The 20299-nt window shown below is 59.1% G+C and carries 20 protein-coding genes; 8 read left to right on the top strand and 12 right to left on the bottom strand.

Annotation, left to right across the window (positions count from 1 at the left end; translation table 11 throughout):
- Positions 1–6 precede the first annotated feature (6 nt).
- Genes ACIQWP_RS25455 through ACIQWP_RS25465 form a run of 3 tightly spaced genes read right to left on the bottom strand, consistent with a single transcriptional unit; the run spans position 7 to position 3096 of the window.
- Complete coding sequence (locus ACIQWP_RS25455) at positions 7–609, bottom strand: hypothetical protein (protein ID WP_402793556.1); 603 nt, start codon at positions 607–609, stop codon at positions 7–9.
- Between the two features lies 1 nt (position 610).
- Positions 611–2404, bottom strand: coding sequence for a ShlB/FhaC/HecB family hemolysin secretion/activation protein (locus ACIQWP_RS25460; RefSeq protein ID WP_402793558.1), 1794 nt, complete (start codon positions 2402–2404; stop codon positions 611–613).
- Positions 2405–2424: 20 nt separating this feature from the next.
- Positions 2425–3096 (bottom strand): invasion associated locus B family protein, encoded by a 672-nt coding sequence (locus ACIQWP_RS25465; protein WP_402793560.1) that lies wholly within the window; start codon positions 3094–3096, stop codon positions 2425–2427.
- A 400-nt stretch (positions 3097–3496) separates the two neighbouring features.
- Here ACIQWP_RS25465 and ACIQWP_RS25470 point away from each other — a divergent pair, with 400 nt between their 5' ends.
- A complete protein-coding gene (locus ACIQWP_RS25470) occupies positions 3497–3928 on the top strand; it encodes an integrase core domain-containing protein (RefSeq protein WP_402793562.1) in 432 nt (143 codons plus the stop codon).
- 33 nt (positions 3929–3961) lie between these two features.
- On the opposite strand, the gene ACIQWP_RS25475 is transcribed toward ACIQWP_RS25470, so the two are convergent.
- Both ACIQWP_RS25475 and ACIQWP_RS25480 read right to left on the bottom strand, forming a co-directional pair.
- Positions 3962–4204, bottom strand: a complete 243-nt coding sequence (locus ACIQWP_RS25475) for a hypothetical protein (RefSeq protein WP_402793564.1) — start codon at positions 4202–4204, stop codon at positions 3962–3964.
- A 22-nt stretch (positions 4205–4226) separates the two neighbouring features.
- Positions 4227–4538 (bottom strand): H-NS family nucleoid-associated regulatory protein, encoded by a 312-nt coding sequence (locus ACIQWP_RS25480; RefSeq protein WP_402793566.1) that lies wholly within the window; start codon positions 4536–4538, stop codon positions 4227–4229.
- Between the two features lie 576 nt (positions 4539–5114).
- On the opposite strand from ACIQWP_RS25480, the gene ACIQWP_RS25485 reads away from it, so the two are divergent.
- Positions 5115–5327: a hypothetical protein gene (locus tag ACIQWP_RS25485; protein WP_402793568.1), complete on the top strand. Its 213-nt coding sequence runs from the start codon at positions 5115–5117 to the stop codon at positions 5325–5327.
- A gap of 279 nt (positions 5328–5606) precedes the next feature.
- Here the strand turns inward: ACIQWP_RS25485 and ACIQWP_RS25490 are convergent, their stop codons facing one another.
- The 3 genes from ACIQWP_RS25490 to ACIQWP_RS25500 all read right to left on the bottom strand — a co-directional run bounded on the left by ACIQWP_RS25490 (position 5607) and on the right by ACIQWP_RS25500 (position 7781).
- The gene (locus ACIQWP_RS25490) at positions 5607–5825 is read right to left on the bottom strand and encodes a hypothetical protein (RefSeq protein ID WP_402793570.1); all 219 of its coding nucleotides are present in this window, start codon (positions 5823–5825) and stop codon (positions 5607–5609) included.
- A 27-nt stretch (positions 5826–5852) separates the two neighbouring features.
- The gene (locus tag ACIQWP_RS25495) at positions 5853–6269 is read right to left on the bottom strand and encodes a flavin reductase family protein (RefSeq protein ID WP_402793572.1); all 417 of its coding nucleotides are present in this window, start codon (positions 6267–6269) and stop codon (positions 5853–5855) included.
- 141 nt (positions 6270–6410) lie between these two features.
- On the bottom strand, positions 6411–7781 hold the full coding sequence (locus tag ACIQWP_RS25500; protein ID WP_402793574.1) for a diguanylate cyclase: 1371 nt from the start codon (positions 7779–7781) through the stop codon (positions 6411–6413).
- Positions 7782–8322: 541 nt separating this feature from the next.
- Between ACIQWP_RS25500 and ACIQWP_RS25505 the strand changes: the two genes are divergently transcribed.
- The 3 genes from ACIQWP_RS25505 to ACIQWP_RS25515 are packed head-to-tail and all read left to right on the top strand — an operon-like array spanning position 8323 to position 12076.
- Positions 8323–9393 carry an ABC transporter ATP-binding protein gene (locus ACIQWP_RS25505; RefSeq protein ID WP_402793575.1) on the top strand — a complete coding sequence of 357 codons (1071 nt, stop codon included), beginning with the start codon at positions 8323–8325 and terminating at the stop codon, positions 9391–9393.
- Positions 9394–9425: 32 nt separating this feature from the next.
- Positions 9426–10385, top strand: coding sequence for an ABC transporter substrate-binding protein (locus ACIQWP_RS25510; protein ID WP_402793577.1), 960 nt, complete (start codon positions 9426–9428; stop codon positions 10383–10385).
- Between the two features lie 11 nt (positions 10386–10396).
- Positions 10397–12076 (top strand): ABC transporter permease, encoded by a 1680-nt coding sequence (locus tag ACIQWP_RS25515; protein ID WP_402793578.1) that lies wholly within the window; start codon positions 10397–10399, stop codon positions 12074–12076.
- A gap of 33 nt (positions 12077–12109) precedes the next feature.
- Here the strand turns inward: ACIQWP_RS25515 and ACIQWP_RS25520 are convergent, their stop codons facing one another.
- Positions 12110–12574 (bottom strand): winged helix-turn-helix transcriptional regulator, encoded by a 465-nt coding sequence (locus tag ACIQWP_RS25520; protein WP_402793580.1) that lies wholly within the window; start codon positions 12572–12574, stop codon positions 12110–12112.
- A gap of 155 nt (positions 12575–12729) precedes the next feature.
- Here ACIQWP_RS25520 and ACIQWP_RS25525 point away from each other — a divergent pair, with 155 nt between their 5' ends.
- The 3 genes from ACIQWP_RS25525 (at position 12730) to ACIQWP_RS25535 (ending at position 15603) form a co-directional block, all read left to right on the top strand.
- The gene (locus ACIQWP_RS25525; RefSeq protein ID WP_402793582.1) at positions 12730–13650 is read left to right on the top strand and encodes an alpha/beta fold hydrolase; all 921 of its coding nucleotides are present in this window, start codon (positions 12730–12732) and stop codon (positions 13648–13650) included.
- A gap of 204 nt (positions 13651–13854) precedes the next feature.
- A complete protein-coding gene (locus ACIQWP_RS25530) occupies positions 13855–14250 on the top strand; it encodes a cupin domain-containing protein (protein WP_402793584.1) in 396 nt (131 codons plus the stop codon).
- A 1101-nt stretch (positions 14251–15351) separates the two neighbouring features.
- Positions 15352–15603 (top strand): hypothetical protein, encoded by a 252-nt coding sequence (locus ACIQWP_RS25535; protein WP_402793585.1) that lies wholly within the window; start codon positions 15352–15354, stop codon positions 15601–15603.
- 363 nt (positions 15604–15966) lie between these two features.
- Here ACIQWP_RS25535 and ACIQWP_RS25540 read toward each other — a convergent pair whose 3' ends face one another.
- The 3 genes from ACIQWP_RS25540 to ACIQWP_RS25550 form a co-directional block, all read right to left on the bottom strand.
- A complete protein-coding gene (locus ACIQWP_RS25540) occupies positions 15967–16824 on the bottom strand; it encodes a hypothetical protein (protein WP_402793587.1) in 858 nt (285 codons plus the stop codon).
- Positions 16825–17017: 193 nt separating this feature from the next.
- Positions 17018–17620: a hypothetical protein gene (locus tag ACIQWP_RS25545; protein WP_402793589.1), complete on the bottom strand. Its 603-nt coding sequence runs from the start codon at positions 17618–17620 to the stop codon at positions 17018–17020.
- A 66-nt stretch (positions 17621–17686) separates the two neighbouring features.
- Positions 17687–20296 (bottom strand): DEAD/DEAH box helicase, encoded by a 2610-nt coding sequence (locus ACIQWP_RS25550; RefSeq protein ID WP_402793591.1) that lies wholly within the window; start codon positions 20294–20296, stop codon positions 17687–17689.
- Positions 20297–20299 lie beyond the last annotated feature (3 nt).

The raw sequence follows: 20299 nt of genomic DNA on the forward strand, positions 1-20299 counted from the left end.
GATCTACTACTTCCGTGGCGTTAGCCACGTCTTCACCTGCTTCATGAACGTCTCGGCGAGTTGGGTCGCCACGGCGGTCTGATTGGGGGTGACGGCTGCATTGATGACCATCGCGGGAATGAGTGCTAACCCATCCCCGCGGACCGTCATGTCATTGGCACGGATCTCCTGAGCCTGCGCGATCAGTTTTCCTGTGCGCATGTCCTCGAGGCGAACGGTTCCATCGATAAAGCTGTTGTTACCTGCGATAATTCTGCCGGGAGCCGACGCCACATCCAGATCATGAAGGGTGACAATCAACCGCGCGGGAATATTACCCCCTGGATAGCCCTTCAGATCTTTTGCAAGTCTTTGCTGCAGGATACGCGACACAAGTGCTACCTGAGATTCTCGGGTATCACCGTTTAATAGAGGTGATCCCATCCTCAGATCAGGCGCAGATTCTATGCGGACATCAGCTATACTGGCTGTGCTAAGTGCCGCGGTGAGGCGTGGATCTTGTGTGGTGCATCCGACCCCGACAATCGAACCCATAAGCGCAGCGGCAAGCAGAACTCTAGTCACGCCACGATGCAATTTTTTGCTACTTTTCTTCATCTTCTCACTCATTTCACCACCTCACTGAAGTACTTACGAAGAGAAGCCCCGTATCGCGCTTATCTACCGTGCCGCCGAGGACGTCCGAATAACCCATATCGAAATTGACATTGCCGCCGGCGAACTTGGCGCCGACCGTCCAGCCGAACATGTCGCCGCCTGCGATCTGGTAGCCGGCCTGGCGTGCGATCCGCCCGTAGTCGAGACCGACATACGGCCTGAACTCTCCGAGAATCCTCGCAAGCTCGGAACTGTCGGCGAAGGGCTGTGTGCGCCAGACGAGATCGTTGCGGACGAAGAAGCCGCTGTTGCCGAAGAGCATCGTCTCGCGCGTGCCGCGCACCGAGGAATAGCCGCCGACCGAGATCTGCTCGGCCCCGAACAGGTTGTCAGGAGAATACTGCCCGGTGACCATCGAATTGATCTCGAAGCGCTGCGCTGCCACCTCGAACGGCTTCGTCACCGTGATCGTGCCCGACAATTTCGAGAAACGAGGATCGGCATTCCCTGCCCCGGTCTCTCCGGGAGCGACAGCGTCAAAGAGGTTCAGCCCCTGGCTGTAGGAGAGATCGAAGACCCAGAGGCCACCCAGCATACGGCGCGAATGCGAGATGCCGAGATCGCCGACCGTGTATTTGCGGCTGCCGACCTCGATCCTGTTGCCGAGCAGGAAATTGTTGGTTTCCTTGTAGGTGAGACCGCTGTTGAAGGTGGTGATCGAATCCTTGTCGCGGAAGATCACCCGGTCGGCGCCGATACCGGCCTGCTTGCTGTCGCCCGACGTCCGCAGCGTGCCGAAATTGCCCGGAACAGAGCTGTCATATTCATACAAGGAGCCATTGGCGGAAAAGGTCCAGTAGCCATAGGGCACGCTGACATTGCCGAAATAGCTGTTGCTCTTGCCATGGCCGTCATTGCGCCAGGGATAATCCGGGCCAGTGTGTTCGTAAGCGAAATTCCACTGGTCGTTGATGCCGAAGAGGCTGTCATAGCCGATCGAGGCCGAGCTCTTGGAATAGCCGGTCTGCTCCTGACCAAGATTGCTGTTGCCGAACGAGAGGTGCCAGGGATGGCTGGGCTTGTTCTCGATATTGAGGATCGAGGTGCCATCCGTCTTGCCGGGCAGCATCGCCGTCTTGGCATTGTTGGAGGTGAGACGATTGATCTGGTCGAGGCCCTGCTCGATATCGCGCAGATTGGTGATCTCGCCTTTCATGCCGGGAAAGGCCGTGGCAAGCACGCCGGAGCCCGCCGCACCGAAACCCGAAACTGGCTTGGCGTTGATGTAGATATCGGCAAGCGTGCCTTCGACGGCAACGAGGCGCAGCACCTTGGTCCTGGCGATATCCTGCGCCGGAACATAGACGCGCGAGCTGACAAAACCCTTGTCGAGGTAGAGATGCGTCAGGTCGCGCAGGAGCGCATTGATCTCACCGAGCCCGACACAGCGGTTCGCATAAGGAACGGTGACCTTGTCGATGGCAGCGGCCGAAAACTGCCTGACGCCTTCGACTTCGATATGGGTGATCGCAAAGCATGGGCCGGCCTTGCCGCCGCCGGCCGCCGCCGGCTGCTGCGCTTCGGCCGGAGAAGGCTTCGGCGTCATCTGACCCAAGCTCTGCAGCCGCTGTTGCTCGGCCTCCTGTGCTTGTCGGCGCGCGAAATCGTCGCTCGGCGACCGCTGCGCGGCAGCCTGGGATGACGCCAGGACCACCGACAACAACGCGACGGCAAAAGACACAATGAAGCAGGACTTCGAAAAGCCCCGGCCGCTCCGCGCGGGAGCCGGCCCCAAAGCTAATGTCATGAGCTGTTCCCGCCGTCCGGTTAGTGAGAGGCGGGCTTCTGCAATGCGTCGAGAGCCGCTGATAGGCCCTTGAGGGAGAATTTGATGTTGACCTTCTGGCCATTCATCATCTGTACGTGACCGGTGCCATCCGCAGCCTTTGAAAGGGCTGCAACCATCTTGCCGTCCAGCTTCTGCTGCGCCCAGCAGCCAGCCTGGTTGCAGTTGCGGTAGGCCAACTGCACCACCTGCTTATCACTTGCATCGATGCTGATGCCGGCCGGCAAATACATGTTGAGCGGCACAAGCGTCGTCAGCACCAGATCGCCTGCGGCCTGCTTTGTCGCCTTCTTATCTGATGCAGGCGAAGCCTTGGCCACAGCCAGCGTCAAAACGTTGACGTCCTGATCGCCCTGTTTGATCGTTGCGATCTGCGCGACTTCACAGCTCGTCGCCACAGCACCATCGGCCGCCTTGCCATCGACACAACGATAGTACCAGTCATCGAACTTCTGCACCCGCGCCTGCGGAGCCGGCTGTTCGCCGGTTGCCGCGGGGGGCGCAGCCTGGGCAGCAGGAGCGCCAGCAGCTGCGGTTGCGGGCGATTGCGACTGCTGCTCCTGCGCCATTGCCGGGAAAGCAAGAAATGCCGAGGAAAGAAAAACTGCTGAAGTCAGGGTCTTGAAGGAAAGGGGCATATTGGCGGGGGACATACACATTACCCAAGTCAAAGCCATTCGCTTACGCAAGGCGTACCTTGCTCAATCGACATGTCGGTCAAAATTCAGGAAGATTCACCACGGGGTGGCGTGGCCGATCATGGGCCTAGCCCGTTCAATAGCAGATTTCCAAAAAAGTACAGCGAAAAGTAGCAGACACATGGGCGATTCACACGCTCGTTTTTAGATATTCGTGTAAAATCTGCAACATCGACGTTCAACAATTGAATAAAATTATTTTTTGCTCTCGAAGGAGCATATTCCCGGCGCGATAGTTTAAATAGTCATAGATCTGCTAGGCATTCCGAATTCGTTGTGTCGATCACCTTCCGTCAAGAGTACAAGACAACCCTGGGTATCTTATGATTATCAACGATCCGGATCAGGAGGGAAAGTGACCGGCCCAGACGGTCAAGCTACCAAACGACCAGCACGTCACCTTCGCGCAATTCTGCAAGGCCAGCCTTCAGCCCCGGCTGCGAACAGGGCGTCGCATTGCAAGGCCGCCGACTTCCGGTCATCACACGCTCGACACCCGCATCGCGGATGCCAATACGCTAGTGAGACCTATCGACGGGCGCTTGATGCCGCTGGTCTACAGGGCTCCATCAGCGCCGTCGGCAATCATAATGCGCAGGCAGAGAGCTTCATGAAGACATTAAAAGTGGAAGATATCTACCCTGCTGGCTACGAGACCTTCGCGGACGTGGCTGACCGCTTGCCCAGGTTCATCGACGAGATCTACAATGCCAGGCGGTTGCACTCAGCCCTCGGCTACAGGTCACCAGCAGAATTTGAAACCCAATTCGCCCAGCAGCTGGCTTAGTTTGAAGCGCATCGCTGGTCCAGCCCGAGGGGTTCACTCCAATCCCAGGTCAACTCTCAACGCAAACCAACATGCAGCTTTTGCTCTTGAAGCGATCTGAACCAGCGGTGCCCACCACAATTTTTCAGTAGCGTATATGGGCTTGGCGTTGATGGAATGGCCAAATTGGCGCGATAGATGACTGTCATCTTTGAGGTCGTGGACGAAGTAGCTGCCATAATACAAATGGTCTATGGCGACAATCGCACCTAAGCCACTTGCTTTTTTTGTGTCCATACAAGGAGGATTCAAACCAAATCTAGTCGTCCTTCGCCTCGTGCACCTCAAAATCTTCTAGCTTTGCGCCGCCATCAACTTCATCTTTCAGCCACTGAGGCATGCGGCCTCTGCCGCGCCATGAGTTTCCTTTGTCGTCTCTGTAGATAGCCTTTGAACTAGGCACTTCTCTGGCGGTCTTCCCTAAGCCTGCTTTGGACAACTTATCAAGCTCGTTCAGCTCGGCGAGAAGTTGCGACCTGCGTGTCGAGATGATCTTGTTTCGAGCCGCGACTGCATCAGCAATGATTTCATTCAATTCTTTTAGCGTCGCCTTCGAATAATCAACTTTCATCTAAAACCTTTCATCTCGTTAGTGCTTTGCCAAGGGTCGACGCCTCAAGCACCATAAAACAATTAAATCGTATATAGACGCTTGACGAACGCCGCTCTCTATAAGCGCGTCCGAGCCAAATGTAGAGTCTTATTGGGATGTTATTGGCTAAAGTTATTTCAATTGAAGACACCACACTCCGAGACGCCCAAGGAGCTTTGGGAAGCTGAGCAGAGCCGACTGCTAAGGAATTAAGCCGCCCGTGATTGTACCCCAACTTCGGCCCGCTAGGAAAGCGGGCACTCCCTGGTGGATCGTCTTTTGTTCCAACGGAGCCCGGCCGAGAGTGGTCCGAAAGAGCATTTCCGGCAGCGGCGCATTTGCGCAACAACACGCGCGCCAAACGCAACGATGATGCAGATATGGGTTTTAGCATGCAAAACTTTCGACCTCTTATGAGGTGCGCGCCTGCGCACGAGAAGTAAACACTCCCCAACGTCGTGCCGAGCGACGCACCTATAGCCAAGGCGTGTCCTTGGTGCTATTTTCTGCACACTAAGCGACACTGTTATTCCAATTGCGGCGTAGCAAGGTTTTATGAGCAATTATTTTTCGAAGCGAGAAGAGCGTGACGGACACAGAAAAGCGAAAGCTTGCGCAGCTCATCATGACGAAACTCCTGCTGATTTTCGCTGGATTAACGGCGTTCGCGGCAGTGGCTCTTTCGTCAATCAACTGAGAGTCAAAGAAGCATTTTCGGGCGGAGAACTGGATCGCTCATTGCCTTTGCAAACAATCGACCTTCATTGATTGTCCGCCATTTGCCGAATGATTGAAGCTGCCGCCAGTCAGCGTTCTTCAGCGCTTCGAGGCAATTGCGCCACGGGAGCTGTGGTGAGCCACCCCCGCGGCCCCGGCCCACAAGGGTTGGCAGAATTTCAGACATTCCGTGCGTGAAAATTGACGGCGTTGTATACACGCCGCTCTGTGACGCGCGGACCGAACGGCCATAAATTGCTCGCGGGGTTGCGCACAACTTCATGTGCGGACTGTAATGTGTCATATGGGCGTTGTCCGAAATTGCATGCATCATCTCTCGGCCTTGAAAGTGCGGCCGAGATCCGGCCCGGCGCCGAAATAATGTCGAAACACGTAAAGCAGCGGGCTCCACCTGCCGGTATCGATGTGATTGGTGCCAGCGATCACGATATCCCTGTGTGCGTGGACCCGAACGACCTTCGCCTCGATGATCCGGAAGGAATCGACACGCTCCGATGGCCATTCCGCACCGGGGGAATGGGACGCCACTACCTCCGCTTCGAACTGGATCGGGCATTAGGCGATACGCAGCGGCCGCACGAGATCGGAGGCCTGCGGCGTCAAGCCGGCGACATCGAATTTGTCGGCCTCGAAACGGTACCCTATTTTTTCCTTGTGCGAGGGAACGTGATTGCGGCCCGTCTTCGGTGCGATCGCTTCGACCTTCGGCCATAGCTCGGGCGAGGGGAAGTTCAACACGAGCTGGCGCTCGCGCTCCAGGTTTTCCCGCCCCTTGCTGGCAGAGGTCAGGCCGGGAACCACCCGGTCGAAGAGAGGCCAGACCGAGGACATGGGCGAAATATTCGTCGTGCCGTCGGCATTGAGACTCGTAATCAGAACGACGGGCGTACCGATATAAAGAACGCTCGGCTTGATCTCGATGTGTTGGTGGGCGCTCTCAGTGGCGCCGAATTCGGCTTCCTTCGTCAACATTGCAAATTCTCCTATGAGAGCTGCAGTGTAGACGGCGGAAGACCTGAAATAGTTCGGCCGCGGACGAACCGTTGGCGAATGCCCTTCGCGGTCGATGCCGGACGGGCCTGACCTTCATTCCGCGGCGGGCTTTGAGCCTTGTCATGCAGCCGGCGCCAGCGTGATCCTGTTGCGCCCGCCTTCCTTCGCCTCATAGACCGCCTTGTCGGCACGGGCCAGGATACGCTCATAATCCAGTTCGCCCCCGAAGGCGGCAACGCCGATGCTGGCGGTTACGGCAAGCCTGCCGCCATCGGCCAGCGGAACCGAGAGCCTGGCGATCTCCGCGCGTATCTTCTCGGCGACCTGCAAGCCCATCGCCTCGTCGCACTCGACAAGCACGATCAGCATCTCCTCGCCGCCGTAGCGGAAGACGAAATCTGTCTGGCGAACACTTTCGGTGATCGCTGCCGCGACGGCCCTCAGCGCTTGATCGCCGACCTTGTGGCCATGCGTGTCGTTGATACGCTTGAAGTGATCGATGTCGAGCAGCAACACGCAGAAACCGGCAGCGACGGACATTTTCTGCAATTGTATCTCGCGCATCAGCACGGATGGCATGAACCGGCGGGTCAGCAATTGCGTCAGGGGGTCACGGCCGCTTTCGACTTCGATATGAGCTTCGAAGATGCTGTTCAGCAGGAACTTGATCGCTGACAACTCCTCCTCGATCTTTCCGGCAGCGTCGCTGATCTGGGAGCGATCGCCGAAGCTTGCGCGCTCCAGCACCGGAACGAGCTCGCCATCGATGCGGCTGACCAGCTGCTTGATAAGCTCGAGTTTCGGCTGACGCTCGAACAGGATATGCGCCTTGTGATTCAGCCACAGGCCGAACTCGCTTTTCGAGAGCCGCGGCAGCTCGCTGGAAGCCGTATTCTGATAAAAGGCGGCCAGTATGCCATGCCCCCATTCCATCAGGGCAGCCCTTTGTCGTTCCCGCTCCATCGCCAGGTTTTGGCCGAGCAGATGCAGGCGATAGGCTTCGTTGACCCGCGCATTCGAAGCGACACCCTTCTGATAGCTGGCTTCGCGAACTTCTAGCGCTATATCGAAGAGCCCAATGACGAAGGCCATCGCATCGATCAGCTGCTGCCGGGAAAAATCGGCTTCGGCGAGATGCCGCAGGAACCAAAGCTTGATCTTGCGTATCGACCTGGAGACGGCGTGCGGGGGAAAGCCGATGCGCGCCATGGTCTCGCCAAGGCTATCCTGTTCGGAGAAAAACAGCTCGCCGGAGGTCGCATTCGGGTCGACGAGTCTCTTCATCCATTCCATGAACCGGGCCGTGAAGGCCGTCAGGCTGGCATCCTCTCCGACGAGGGAAGCGAGGTCTGGATCGCCTTCCAGATAGGCCCTGTAGCGCTGCTGCAACTCGCCCTCATGATCGTGGACGATCGCGTAGACGATCTGATGTGTTTCGGCCGAAGTCTGCTCGACAAGGCTATTCCATTCCCGCGCGATACGTTCAGGCATTACGGTACTTTCTACACTCAAGAATCGGTTCCCTGATATTGCGCCGTTCGATGGTGCTCCGCCCTTGAAACCGGACTTCGGAGGCACGCCCATTGCACGAATCCCGCTTCCGGCCCGAAGTTGCAATGAGGGCCGGAGCCCTCATGCAAAATAACCGGCCGACGGCTCCATCACCCACACAGTTCGACCGCAGATCGAGACGGATCAGAATCGAACAAATGAGTTGAGTGGCTCAAATAGCCGATAAAGGTGAAGAGTAAACCCCTTCTGCTACACTAAAAACGAATGGCTGTATTGCCGATCTAATCGATCAAAATCTTGTTTTTTAGTGAAACAATCGTCCTTCAAGGCTGATTCGCCATGTGATCAACTTATGACATGCCGCCTATAGGACAGATCTTCTTGTGGCCACTTCAGTAGTCATTGCCGCATCGCCTTCTGCCGTCCGGTTTTGCAGCAAATTCGTCACGCCATTGTCATGCCGTTGTCACGCGGCGCCTCTACTCAGGCTTGCAGTTTTTCCGAAACACCGATTTTTTAGATGACAAGTGACGCAAGCCGCATCCAGGCTGCCGTTTCGGCGACGGGATTGGAACTTCATTACGACAAGGCGATCGTTCTCGGCGGCATCGATCTTTCGCTCGCGAGAGGACAGACGCTGGCGCTGCTCGGACCATCCGGCTGCGGCAAGACCACCCTTCTACGCCTCGTTGCCGGCCTTCTCGCCCCGACAAAAGGCAGGATCAGCATTTCCGGCCAGATCGTTGCCGATGCGGCATTGAAAACCTTCATACCGCCGGAAAAGCGCAACCTCGGCATGGTGTTTCAGGACTATGCTCTGTGGCCGCACCTGACGGTCGGCGGCAACGTCTCCTTTCCCCTTGAAATGCGCGGCGTCGCGAAGGCAGATCGGGAAACACGCACCATGCGGGCACTGGAGCGCGTCGGGCTGGCGGCACTTGCCCAGCGACGCCCGAGCGATCTGTCCGGCGGCCAACAGCAGCGCGTTGCCATCGCTCGCGCCATCGTCGCCGAACCGCAGCTCATCCTGTTCGACGAACCGCTGTCCAATCTCGATCGCGAATTGCGCGAAAACATGGTCGGCGAGCTGGCCGAACTCATCGCCAGTCTCGGCCTGACGGCCATCTACGTCACGCACGACCATAGCGAAGCCCTGACGCTTGCCGATGAGGTCGCCATCATGCGCTCTGGCGAAATCGCCCAGCTCGCCTCGCCGGATGTGCTGATCGAAAGCCCGGCATCGCCGGAAGTTGCCGAATTCCTGCGGCTCGGCAGCACGGCCGATCTCGAATGGCGCGACAATGGCTGGCGGCTGGCGGGAAGCCCGCATGTGCTGTCGGATACGGCGCGGCCGGGGCAGGAGAAAGCCAGAATCCTCATCCCCACGCGCGCCATTTCTCTTGGCGAAACCGCTTGGCCGAACCTGCCGGCAACCGCCGTGCGCTCGCATTTCCGCGGCGACGGCCATCTCGTCACCGCCGCGCCGCATGGCACGACGGGCGTCGAACTTCAGGTTCTGAGCCCGATCAAGATCCGGCCGGGCGAGCAAATCGGCCTTTCGGTCGATGCCAACGGCATCCTTTGGTTCTGACAGGAACATTACGAAGCCATAGAGAGGAAAACATGTTTAAATCGCTGAAGACCATTGCAGTTTTTGCCCTTTCCACAGCCCTTCTGGGTGGCGTTGCCCATGCCGATATCACCGTCTACACCGCCGGCCCGCAGAACCTCATCGACAAGCTTTCCGCCGGCTTCACGGCCCAGACCGGCATCAAGGTCAACGTCTTCCAGGCAACGACCGGCAAGGTCATGGCGCGCATCGAGGCCGAAGCTGCCAATCCCGCCGTCGACGTGCTGATCTCGGCTTCCTGGGATACGGCGACGGATTTTGCCAAGCGCGGCTGGCTCGTTTCCTACACCAGCCCGAATGCCGAGAAGGTGCCGGCCTTCCTGAAGACCGATACAGCCGTCGCCCAGGGCGTTTCCGCTCTCGGAATCGCCTGGAACACCAAGAGTGGCACGTCCGAGCCGAAGGAATGGGCCGATCTCGCCAAGCCGGAATTCAAGGATCTCGTCAATATTCCCGATCCCGCCCAGTCCGGCTCCTCCTTCGAGCTGACCGCGGCCCTCGGCGGCAAGGATAACTACAAGCTGTTCAAGGAGCTGAAGGACAATGGCGCCATCATCGCCGGCGCCAATGCCGAAGCGCTGAATCCTGTGCTGCAGGGCGCCAAGGCGGCCGTCTTCGGCGCGGTCGACTACATCACCTTCGCCGCCAAGGCCAAGGGCGAAAGCATCGACGTGGTCTTCCCGCAGTCCGGCACGGTCATCGCGCCGCGTCCGGTGATGATCCTCAACTGGTCCAAGCACCAGGACGAAGCCAAGAAGTTCGTCGACTACATGCTCTCGGATGAAGGCCAGAAGCTGGTCGCCGGCACTTACCTGATGCCGGCCCGCGCCGACATTCCAGCCTCGCGTCCTCTCGTCGGCGATCTGAAGCTGCTCGATTACGACGTCAACGCCGTCTACGGCAAGCGCAAGGAAACGCTGAAGCAGGTCGGCGACCTGTTCGGCGGCAAGTAAGGCTTGAGAGAATGAGTGCGAAGGGAACAGGCGCTCCGGTGCCGGCAGCTTGGCTCGCAGCCCTCGGGCTGATCGTCATCGTCGCCTTTCCCTTCGCAGCCGTCGTGCTGCAGGCCGTCTTTCCCTCGCTCGGGCAAGGCTCGTTTGCGGCACCCTTCTCGGCCATCGGCAAGACGCTGGCCGATGAAGCACTGATCGGCATGACGACGAATACCATCCTTCTCGGTTGCGCCGTCGTTCTAGCTTCGGCACTCATCGCCGTTCCCCTCGGTGTGCTGCGGGCGCTCTACCGCATTCCCCTCGCGCCCATGTGGGACGTGCTGCTGCTGACGCCCTTCATGATCCCGCCCTATATCGCGACGCTCGGCTGGATCATGACGCTGCAGCCGCGCGGCTATCTCCAGCAGCTCGTCGGCTTCAATCTCGCCCCGACCCTCTTTTCGCTGGCGGGCATGACCGTGGTCATGACCTTCAACACCTTTCCGGTCGTCTATTTCGCAGTGTCGCGCACGGTCGAAGCCGTCGGTGCCCGCTATGCCGATGTCGGCCGCGTCTTCGGCGCTTCGCCGGCGCGCGCCTTCTGGCGCATCACGCTGCCGCTCTCCGCTCCCGGCCTTGCTGCCAGCCTCTTGCTGGTCTTCGCCGCCGCGATCGAGGAATACGGCACGCCGGCAGCACTCGGCCGCCGCGCTGGCTTCCAGGTCCTCGTCACCGGCATCGATACGCGCATCGGCGACTGGCCGATCGATCTGCCGGGGGCTGCCGTCCTGTCGCTGACCCTCGTCATCATCTCGCTGGTCGCATTTCTCATCCAGCGCCGCATCCTGTCGCGCCGCTCCTATCAGACCGTCAGCGGCAAGCCGCAGAGCAAGGACAAGCGGCCGCTCGGCGCAATGACGGCGCCGGTTCTGCTCGCCTTCGGCATCGTCTCGTTCCTCGCGACCGGCGTGCCCATGCTGTCGATCCTCGCAACCGCGCTCTCGAAGACGATTTCGCGCGGCCTCGTCATCGACAATCTCGGCCTCGACAATTTCGCCTCCGTCTTCGGCAACAGCGCCGGCGCGCTCGCAGCCCTCGGCAACAGCCTGGCGCTCGGTATCGGCACCGCCGTCGTGACAGGCCTCATCGGCGTCGTGGCCGCCTATGCCGTCGTCAAGACGAGGATGCGCGGTCGGATGCTGATCGACATCATGACGGTGCTGCCGAATGCGCTACCCGGCATCGTCGTCGCCGTCGGCTTGATCCTCGTCTGGAACATGCCCGGCCTGCCTTTCACCCCTTACAATACCGGCATCATCCTGCTGCTCGCCTATTGCTGCATCCTGCTGCCGCAGACGGCGCGCTATTCCGCGGCCGCCTTCCAGCAGATCGGCGACAATCTCGAGGCCGCCGCCCGCGTCTCCGGCGCCGGAACGCTCACCGTCTTCCGCCGCATCCTGCTGCCGCTGGTGCTGCCGAGCCTGGCATCCGCCATGTTGCTCGTCTTCGCGCTCGCCTCGCGCGAGCTTGTCGCCTCGATCGTGCTGGCGCCCGTCGGCATGCAGACCATCGCCGCCTTCATCTGGCGGCAGTTCGAGCAGGGCTCGATCGGCCTAGGCATGGCCATGGCCTTCGTGACGATCATCCTGACGACGCTGATCCCGCTGCTTTTCCTCTCGCTGCTGCGCCGAAGCGGCCTGGTCGCCGAGTAGCCTCGGCGGAAGAGCCTGAAAGACATTCGCCGGCTAATTTATTTGATCTTGTTCCGGCGGCACCACGATCACTGTATCCTCCGCCATAAGCATGCGCCCATCCTGCGCTCGCAGCTCCAGCCGCCGCACCGGCAGGCTTGTCACCCTGTCGACCAGCGTCACATGCGGCTCATCCGGCGCGAAGAAGAAATCCTCGCCCCATTGGCGAAGCGCCACCAGCAGCGGAAACAGCCCCTGTCCCTTCCGCGTCAGCACATATTCCTGATAGGGGCTGCCATCGGAGGCGGGCACGGTATCGAGAATGCCGTGAGCAACAAGATTGCGCAGCCGGGCGGAGAGAATGTTCTTGGCAAGCCCGAGACTCTTCTGAAATTCGCCGAACCGGCGCAGCCCATCGAAGGCATCGCGGATGATCAAGAGCGACCACCAGTCGCCGATCGCGTCCAGCGGCCGTGCCACGCCGCACATCGAATCCTTGTGGCTAACTCTCTTGGCCATGCCGCCCTGCCCTCGCCTGTTTCCGTGTCTGCCGATGCCGCGCCGCGAACTCAATCCAGTGCCTGCGTCGTCAGCCAACATAAGGGTTGCAAACTAAAACCACAAGAGATACTGACATCATGGTTGCAAACTAAAACCACTCTAGGAGAACAATCGTGATTCCTTCTGATGCGACATTCGCCGGCACATTCCCCTTCGCACCCCATTTCACCGAGGCACCGGGTTTCCGGATGCATTACGTCGATGAAGGGCCACGCGACAGCGAGGTCATCCTCTGCCTGCATGGCGAGCCGACCTGGGGCTATCTCTTTCGCCATCTCATCTCGACGCTGAGCCGCACGCACCGCGTCGTCGTTCCCGACCAAATGGGCTTCGGCAAGAGCGAAACGCCGGCCGCCCGCAGCTATTGGCTACAGGACCACATCGCCAATCTGGAGACCTTCGTCGAGGCGCTCGACCTCACCGACATCACCCTGGTCATGCATGATTTCGGCGGTCCGGTCGGCATGGGCTTTGCCGCCCGTCATCCCCACCGCATCCGGCGCATCATTTCGACGAACGGGCCAACACCCTTCGGTCAGCCGGACAGCATGGATCGCGGATTGGCCAATGCCGCCGTATCGCCCTGGTTTCAATGGATCATCAAGGCAGAAGCCGACGGCACACTTGAGCCTGTGTTGAGCAATCTTGGCTTCAGCATTCTCAGCACCCTCAAGCTCAATGGCTTCGAAAACAACGCCGTCATCGACGACGCCTGGCTCGATGCCTATGGCACGCCTTTTGCCACTGCGGCCGAGTGCCTTGGAGCGCTCGGTTGGGCCAAGGGCTTTGCGACCGGCGCGCACCAATTCGAAACGCCCGATCCGGCAGCCGAGCGCATCATCCGTGGCAAGCCGGCACTCGCCATATGGGGCGACGCCGACCGGACGCTCCACGCGGAACACTTCCTGCCGCTCTTTTCCGCGATCTTCCCCGCAGCCCCCATCGAACGCCTTGCCGGCGTCGGGCACTATTGCTTCGAAGATGCCCCCGAAACCGTCACCGGCCTGATATCGGACTTCATCCGCCGGACCTGAGCGGCGGAGGGGAAACGCGAAGCAAAGGAGCGGGGAAAACCTCCCGCTCCCGATGATCCATCGTCAATCAGGCCCCGCCTCTTGCCGTCATCAAACCTGACGAACCACGGCCGGAAGACGTCGATATCCGGACCCGGCCAATTGACATTCACAGCCGTTATGACACCGTTTCGACTTGTTGCTCACCCACCGTTTTGAGGCAAAATGACCAAGCCATCGCAAGCTGTTATCACCACAGCCGAAGAACGCCCGCGCGACGGATGGAACGACCCCGTCCACGGCTCCATCTCCTGGCACACGCTCTTGAGCAGCGACATCACCCCCACCGACAGCATGAGCGCCGGCATCGCAGACCTTGCGCCCGGCGGCGAACTGAAGCCGCATCGCCACGACCCATCGGAAATCTACTTCATCTTCGAGGGAACCGGCATCGTCCAGATCGACGGAGAGGAAACGACGGTCAAATCAGGCACGACCGTCTTCATCCCCGGCAACGCCGAACACGGCATCCGCAACGAGTCATCCGCCAACCTGAAATTCTTCTATGTGTTTCCGACTGGCTCTTTTGCAGACGTGGTCTACCGGTTTCCGGAGGGTTGATGAGTTTTCGACCATTCTCAGCAGGCGCACGGCCGGGGGGATACGGGCAATCAAGACCTAAAGGCTGGCGGAGAGGGTGGGACAATCCGCCAGATAGCCGCGCGATACCCGCTTTTCCAAGGTGTTCGATAGAGCCCCGATTACGCTACGGAAATTGCGATACCCGGCGTGATACCCCGAGCGATACCCCGTTGGCAAGGACCGCCGTCGAGACAGGATTTCAAGACCGATATCACGTATCATCCAGAACCCGGCAGGGGTTCCCCTCAGCTTGCCCCACGACGATGCTCCATCCCTTCGACACGAGCCACTGGTCTCGTGTCGCTCGCCTGAGGCGAGCGGGCTTCCCGCATAGTCGCGAGGCCCCGCGCCTCGGTGACAATCGCATGGGCCGCTCAGAAACGGCCTGCGGCCTGCGGCATCCCCCTTGGAGGGGCCATGCCTCTTCCGAGCATGGCGCCCCATGCGACAGTCAACCACTGCCTAACCGTCGTGCCAGTCTCAGTAATGTTAACATTCCGATCGCTATCCGATCGTTTGCCCCGGAAATGATACCCAAAAGCCTGGGCTCGACTACCGTGATCCGACATAAATTCATTGTTATCAATGTGTTGTTGAGGATTTCGATGAAGACGACTATAACCATACTCCGGGGCCTTGCGCTCGATGTCCTAGTTATCGAAACGGCCCACGCGGATGCTGTAGGCATGCTGTTCTATCGCGCCGAAATTGTACTCCGGGAACGTAGAACCGGGGCAAGGCACCTCGTCCGCCGCAGTAGGATTCCGGGCACAGGCTTGGAGATGGCGAGAGCGATGCAGCAACAGGGCCTCCGAGCGTTGGAGACTTTTCTCCCGAGTCGGTAGAAATATTTTTCCAAGGATTGCCGCTTAGTCCGCGTTACCGCACCAAGGATTCGACAGTTGACGAGTCCTTGCTGCAAGGATTCGGAGGCTTCTGAATTCTCACTCGCAAGGATTCGCGATGCCTAGAATTGACGCCGCCGCACCGAGTCCTTGAAATAGAATTTCTAGCCAATTCAGCAAGTTAATGCAGAATAGGCCCCGTCATGAATTTCCAGAAGAATGAAAGGAGCCAACCATGACGCAGGCCACCGAATGCACCGTCAGTCGCGAAATTATTGCCGAGTTCAAGATTTTTGAGCAAGCCTACAGACATTACCTGGACCGCGTCGATGAACTTGGCATGTCATTGAAGTACCCTTCCGAGTTTAACAAGGAAGTGCAGACGCTCCTCGGCACGAAAGCGGGAGTGTCAGCCTACTTCAAGGGAGGGGCGCGCATCATCGATCGACTTGATAATCTCGTCCAACTCGCGGAAGAGAAGGGTTGATGCTGTTTGGGGAGTGGTTCCCCGGTGGGCGCTGGCGACACTTAGCACCCGTCCAAGATCGCAGCCATTATCGGCTGTGATCTTACGGTCCTAGCGGCCCTGTATCACGGATTAGATGACGGCAAGTGATCCGAGAAATCCAATGCCGTGGTTTCAGCGTTGGGGGCGGGGCAGCGGCGCCTGCATCGTCAGCCGCAGCCGCAGCCGCAGCCGCAGCCGCAGCCGCAGCCGCAGCCGCAGCCGCAGAGGTATGCGCCACCGAAAACTCGGGACAAGCCCTTGCCCGCGATTTCCAACGCAACGGCATTCGCGCATTCGATCGCATCGGATCAAAGCCGCCGTCCTCTCTCCAAGGCACTAGCTTCAGTCAATAGGCGCTCTCGCGCAATCTGACAGAAGCAAACGTTTCACCTTGCCGCTTGCGGAGCTCACACGGCGAACGCGCATATCCAGCTTGTTGGGGGCACCGACGTTACTTCCGTGAAGAGACCACGTTAACAGCGCGAGATTCCCGACAGCGAAGTCGCCTCCCGGTCTCATTGGAACGATACGGTCGAACTGATCAACATAAACACGTGAATTTCGAGACATCGAGTTGTAACGGGTGACATTCCCTCGCAAAACTTCCAGCCCTACGGCTTCCTCACGAGTATTTACCCAGTCCTTGGTGCCTTCATCAAATTTGACCAACTCCTGCTTCGTGGAACCTATAGAGATAGTACCTATCGTTCCATCGGCTCCGATGGGGCGGTGTGCGTCTTGAAGACTGCCTTCGAGAACTTCGGCCAACTCATCGAAATCCACTGGAGAATGTTTCAGAGGTGGGGGGTCTTTCCTTTCGTACAATTTCCGAAGGCTCGTGGTCTCCGGCTCCGCATCGAGACTTCCCGTCGCCCGCTTGAATGCGGTCTTCAAGAAGTCATACAACATCGGTCCGCCAAGAGCTGCCGCGATTCCAGTGGTTGCTGGATAGGCCTCAACAAGGATTATCAACTCGAATATGAAGCTGCCTTGACGAGCAGGCTTCAAAAGAACCGAGGCGTTTTTCAAGGCTGTTGCCCGAGTAGTGATCTCTCCCGTCATGTAGGCATGAAGGGCAATATGGACGGCCCTAGTAATTCCGTCGATAGATGTTACCCCATCGTAGCCCGGAAGCGCATTTTGATCCGCTAACCCACCCTCGTAGCGAATTTTCAATTTATGCTCAGCTAATATAGCCATTAATCCCCCTCAAGAATCATAACAATACTGGCCAAGAATTCGGCTACTGGTCACGGTATGTCAACTTAAACGGGTTTGACGATTTTTCTGCATCTCATGTGGGGGCGGCGCGGTCCACCGCGACGTCCGGAAGTGCGGTCTCGAAGCATCGGGATCCTTAGTGCGGTAGCGCGGACTGCGAGACCTTGTAATTCTAAAACCTCGGCCTCAGTGTAGGCCCCGGCGCCCCCGCGTCGTCAGTCGCGCCCGAGGAGGCGACGGCGCTCGTCTGACGCTCAAGCTCCCATCGTAGGGCCGCCATCATCGCCCGGTCCCGGATTTCCCCTTCAGGACGGTCATGTCCGACTAGGCGAAGCGCGATCCAGTCCTGCGCCTTAATCATCTCCCGCAGCCACTCCAAGGCCTCCGGCGGAACGCGCTCTTCGATCATGATCCGTGCGCGGTCCTTCGCGGATCGACGGTTCAGATCCTTCACCAGACGGTTCCAGGAGGGGCGGGGCCGTGGCCGATCAACGGGGTACCAGATCGGCTCAAGGCCGCGTTCTCGTGCCCATGCGTCAGCGCCAAGCTCATAGTCCGAGGGTGGAATCCGGCGATCCCGGCGGAAATTCTTTCCGCGTTCAGGAAACTCGGAAGCGGGACTTTCCGGAACCAGGGCCAGCATCGCCGACAACAGGCCGAGCAGATGGAGCACGGTTCTCGAAGCAGGATCGCGGCGGCGCCGTCTGGCAACGTTGCGGCGAATCCAATCCGCGCAGGTTCTGCGTCGCTTACTCTGCTTGATTTCCCTGTCCATAGGCGACCTCCCCAATCCTTCAGGAAAGGATGAGGCAGCAGAAGGACCGGCGCAAATCCGGGGCGACTACGCGACGTCGCTGTCTTTCAGATACTCCGGCAGCTTCGATTTCCATTCGCTCATGAGGATGAGCGAGCATTCGACCGTTGCGCCGTCATTCTGCACGAGCTGAAGCTGTCCCGCAGGAACCGTCGAATCCCAGGCGAAGCTCTCCGAGAGGAGTTTCAGAAGCTCGCGCTTGTAGGCGGTGTCGAGGTTATCCAACTGGTCGCCCTTGGTCTCCAGAACGGTGATGCGGGTGCTGCCGTTGTCACGATTGGCGGCGAAGACGAAGTCCGGGTAGACCTTGGCCCGCTTCCAGCCTTGCAAGCCATATTGAGTCCGGGCGACGTTGCGATGCCACCACTTCAAGGCCTTTTCTTCATCCAGGTAGACGGCCACCTGTTGTTCATCGCCATTGAGTTCGTTGGCAAAGACCGGAGAGAACAGGCTCTTTTCCAGAGGGCTGCCATCACTCCGGGGAAGGTGCTGCAAGCTCGCGGGCTCGGGCATTTCGTATTCGAAAGGCATACGCCAGTTCTTGCTGTCGAGGCGCAACCGGAACTGAATCCTTCCGGCCTTGACCCTCTCCCGGAACAGGTTCTCTGCCAGTCCTGATCTGGCGGCGTCCAGCTTGCGGCGCATCTCCTCGACAATCAGCCCGGCGAGCTCTCCGATCCTTTCGACGGTGAACCCACGCGCGACAAGGGCGTCGACCAGTTTTCCGACGATCGCTCGCGCCACGAAAGGATTCGGCACGAGGTCGGAAATCATCCTCACCGCGTAGGAAGGATCGAAGACGAGGCTCTCCGCAGCCGCTGCCACCCGCTCGGCCCTGAAATGCTCGCTCGTATCCGTGAGGCTGATACGCTGAATCTGTCCTTCCGGGCGATGGGCGTTGTCCGGTATCCCGTCCGCGATTTGCTTGGGATCGAAGCCGCGCCAATCCACATTGGCGAGAATGTCCGTCTCGTAATCGAGCGGACGGATATGCTCGCCATCCACATGCAGGACCAGAGGCAGGTATATGTCGGTCGATGTGAAATCCTTGCGGCGCTGGATGGTGCGACTGGCCTTCGCGGTGCTGGTGGCATCCGTCTGAACGACCCGCAACACCAGATCGCCCAGCCCATCCCCTTCAAGAGCCTTCTTGATGGCATTCACGACGTCGCCAGTTCCGGCGTGATGGGTCACGACGTAGCATTCGTCCAGTTCCGGAATCCCGGTTTTCATGGCAGCCGGCTGGCGCAGAATGCGGCCCACAAGCTGGGTCATGGCGTTCAGATTGGAACTGGCGGCCAAGGAGCATAGGACATAGGCGAAGGGGCAGTCCCAGCCTTCCTGAAGCGCGGACTTGGTAATGATGGCCCGCACTCGGTTGGTCGGGGAAAGCAGATCGAGATTTTCCGGCTGGTTGAGGTCGTTCGTTTCCGCCGTCTTTACGGCAATCTCGGCTTCGTCGAATCCTGCCGTCAGCAGCCAGTCCTTTACGTCGTCGGAATGGATGAATTCGGCATTGCGCTGATCCTTGCCCGTCCGCTCCACCTGCACAAGCATGATGGGGCGAATGTAGCGGCCGGTATCGGCGCGGAGTTCGGCGGCCTTGGCATCCAGGAGGTCTAGCTGCTTCAGGGATTCATTCAGCGTGCTCTTCCAATCCGTTCCCTGCTTGGGAATGAGGTTGAGCGGCATCTTGATCATGCCCTCGCCATCAAGCTCCAGACCAGTCACCTCCACCAGAACGTTTGAATAACGGCCTTCGCGGGGGTCGTTGCCGCCGCGTGGCTGGACATCGTGCGGCGTCGCCGTCAGTTCCAGCACGAAGCGCGGATTGAAGCCATAGAGCGTCTTGAAGGCAAGGTCGGAAACCGCCTTGTGTCCTTCGTCCAGCACGACGACGGGGCGGATGATGCGCAGCGCATTGCCGAGCGAATCCTTCACCATCGGGAACAGATCGTCGTAGCAATCGAGATTGCCGACGGCCTTGATCAGGTCGGCATGCGCCTTCTGGTCGCCCTCCGGGGGCGTGAATCCTGCGACGTCGCCGCGGTCCCGGAACATTTTCAATGTGTCCTTGGTCTCGCGGTTCGCCGACTGAAGCATCAGCAGCATCACGCAAAGCTGACCTTCCACGTCGCGGGCGTCGAGCCGATCGGATTTCTCCATGATCTTCACGCGCCCCGCAGCGGCGCGGTCCAGAACCTGCCGATAGGGGTCCTGCCGATCCTTCAGCCGCTTCAGGGTCTGGCTGTAGATCGCTTCATTCGGCACGATCCAGAGCACGAATCCCGTATTCCGGTTCAGGAAGCGTCCGAAAATCCGGGAGAGCGCATTGGCGGCGAGAAAGGTCTTTCCGCCGCCCGTGGGAATCTTGAAGACCGCGTTCGGCACGGTCCGGCCAACGCCGTCGGCCCTCGGTGAAAAGGGAATGGCGGCGCGCGACGTCGGCAACTTGCCTGCCGTCGCCATTCGCTCCCATGCCTTCCTGGCGTAGTCCGGGAGTTCGATGCCGAGATCGGGCTGTTCAGCGACGAGCGCAGCCACCTTATCGGCCTTGGCCTTCTCATCTCCCAGTAGGTCAAGATAGGCGTCCAGTGTTTCCAGCACGCGCTTCTGGTAGTCGAGTTCGCGCAACATCGC

The sequence above is a fragment of the Rhizobium sp. NPDC090279 genome (assembly GCF_044769665.1).
In the GTDB taxonomy this organism is placed as follows: domain Bacteria; phylum Pseudomonadota; class Alphaproteobacteria; order Rhizobiales; family Rhizobiaceae; genus Rhizobium.

Coding starts and splice junctions, on each gene's coding strand:
- ACIQWP_RS25465 (WP_402793560.1), bottom strand. CDS start 3,096: ATGTCCCCCGCCAATATGCCCCTTTCCTTCAAGACCCTGACTTCAGCA.
- ACIQWP_RS25460 (WP_402793558.1), bottom strand. CDS start 2,404: ATGACATTAGCTTTGGGGCCGGCTCCCGCGCGGAGCGGCCGGGGCTTT.
- ACIQWP_RS25480 (WP_402793566.1), bottom strand. CDS start 4,538: ATGAAAGTTGATTATTCGAAGGCGACGCTAAAAGAATTGAATGAAATC.
- ACIQWP_RS25505 (WP_402793575.1), top strand. CDS start 8,323: ATGACAAGTGACGCAAGCCGCATCCAGGCTGCCGTTTCGGCGACGGGA.
- ACIQWP_RS25500 (WP_402793574.1), bottom strand. CDS start 7,781: ATGCCTGAACGTATCGCGCGGGAATGGAATAGCCTTGTCGAGCAGACT.
- ACIQWP_RS25540 (WP_402793587.1), bottom strand. CDS start 16,824: ATGGCTATATTAGCTGAGCATAAATTGAAAATTCGCTACGAGGGTGGG.
- ACIQWP_RS25535 (WP_402793585.1), top strand. CDS start 15,352: ATGACGCAGGCCACCGAATGCACCGTCAGTCGCGAAATTATTGCCGAG.
- ACIQWP_RS25515 (WP_402793578.1), top strand. CDS start 10,397: ATGAGTGCGAAGGGAACAGGCGCTCCGGTGCCGGCAGCTTGGCTCGCA.
- ACIQWP_RS25510 (WP_402793577.1), top strand. CDS start 9,426: ATGTTTAAATCGCTGAAGACCATTGCAGTTTTTGCCCTTTCCACAGCC.
- ACIQWP_RS25550 (WP_402793591.1), bottom strand. CDS start 20,296: ATGTTGCGCGAACTCGACTACCAGAAGCGCGTGCTGGAAACACTGGAC.
- ACIQWP_RS25495 (WP_402793572.1), bottom strand. CDS start 6,269: ATGTTGACGAAGGAAGCCGAATTCGGCGCCACTGAGAGCGCCCACCAA.
- ACIQWP_RS25455 (WP_402793556.1), bottom strand. CDS start 609: ATGAGTGAGAAGATGAAGAAAAGTAGCAAAAAATTGCATCGTGGCGTG.
- ACIQWP_RS25520 (WP_402793580.1), bottom strand. CDS start 12,574: ATGGCCAAGAGAGTTAGCCACAAGGATTCGATGTGCGGCGTGGCACGG.
- ACIQWP_RS25545 (WP_402793589.1), bottom strand. CDS start 17,620: ATGGACAGGGAAATCAAGCAGAGTAAGCGACGCAGAACCTGCGCGGAT.
- ACIQWP_RS25530 (WP_402793584.1), top strand. CDS start 13,855: ATGACCAAGCCATCGCAAGCTGTTATCACCACAGCCGAAGAACGCCCG.
- ACIQWP_RS25475 (WP_402793564.1), bottom strand. CDS start 4,204: ATGGACACAAAAAAAGCAAGTGGCTTAGGTGCGATTGTCGCCATAGAC.
- ACIQWP_RS25485 (WP_402793568.1), top strand. CDS start 5,115: ATGAGCAATTATTTTTCGAAGCGAGAAGAGCGTGACGGACACAGAAAA.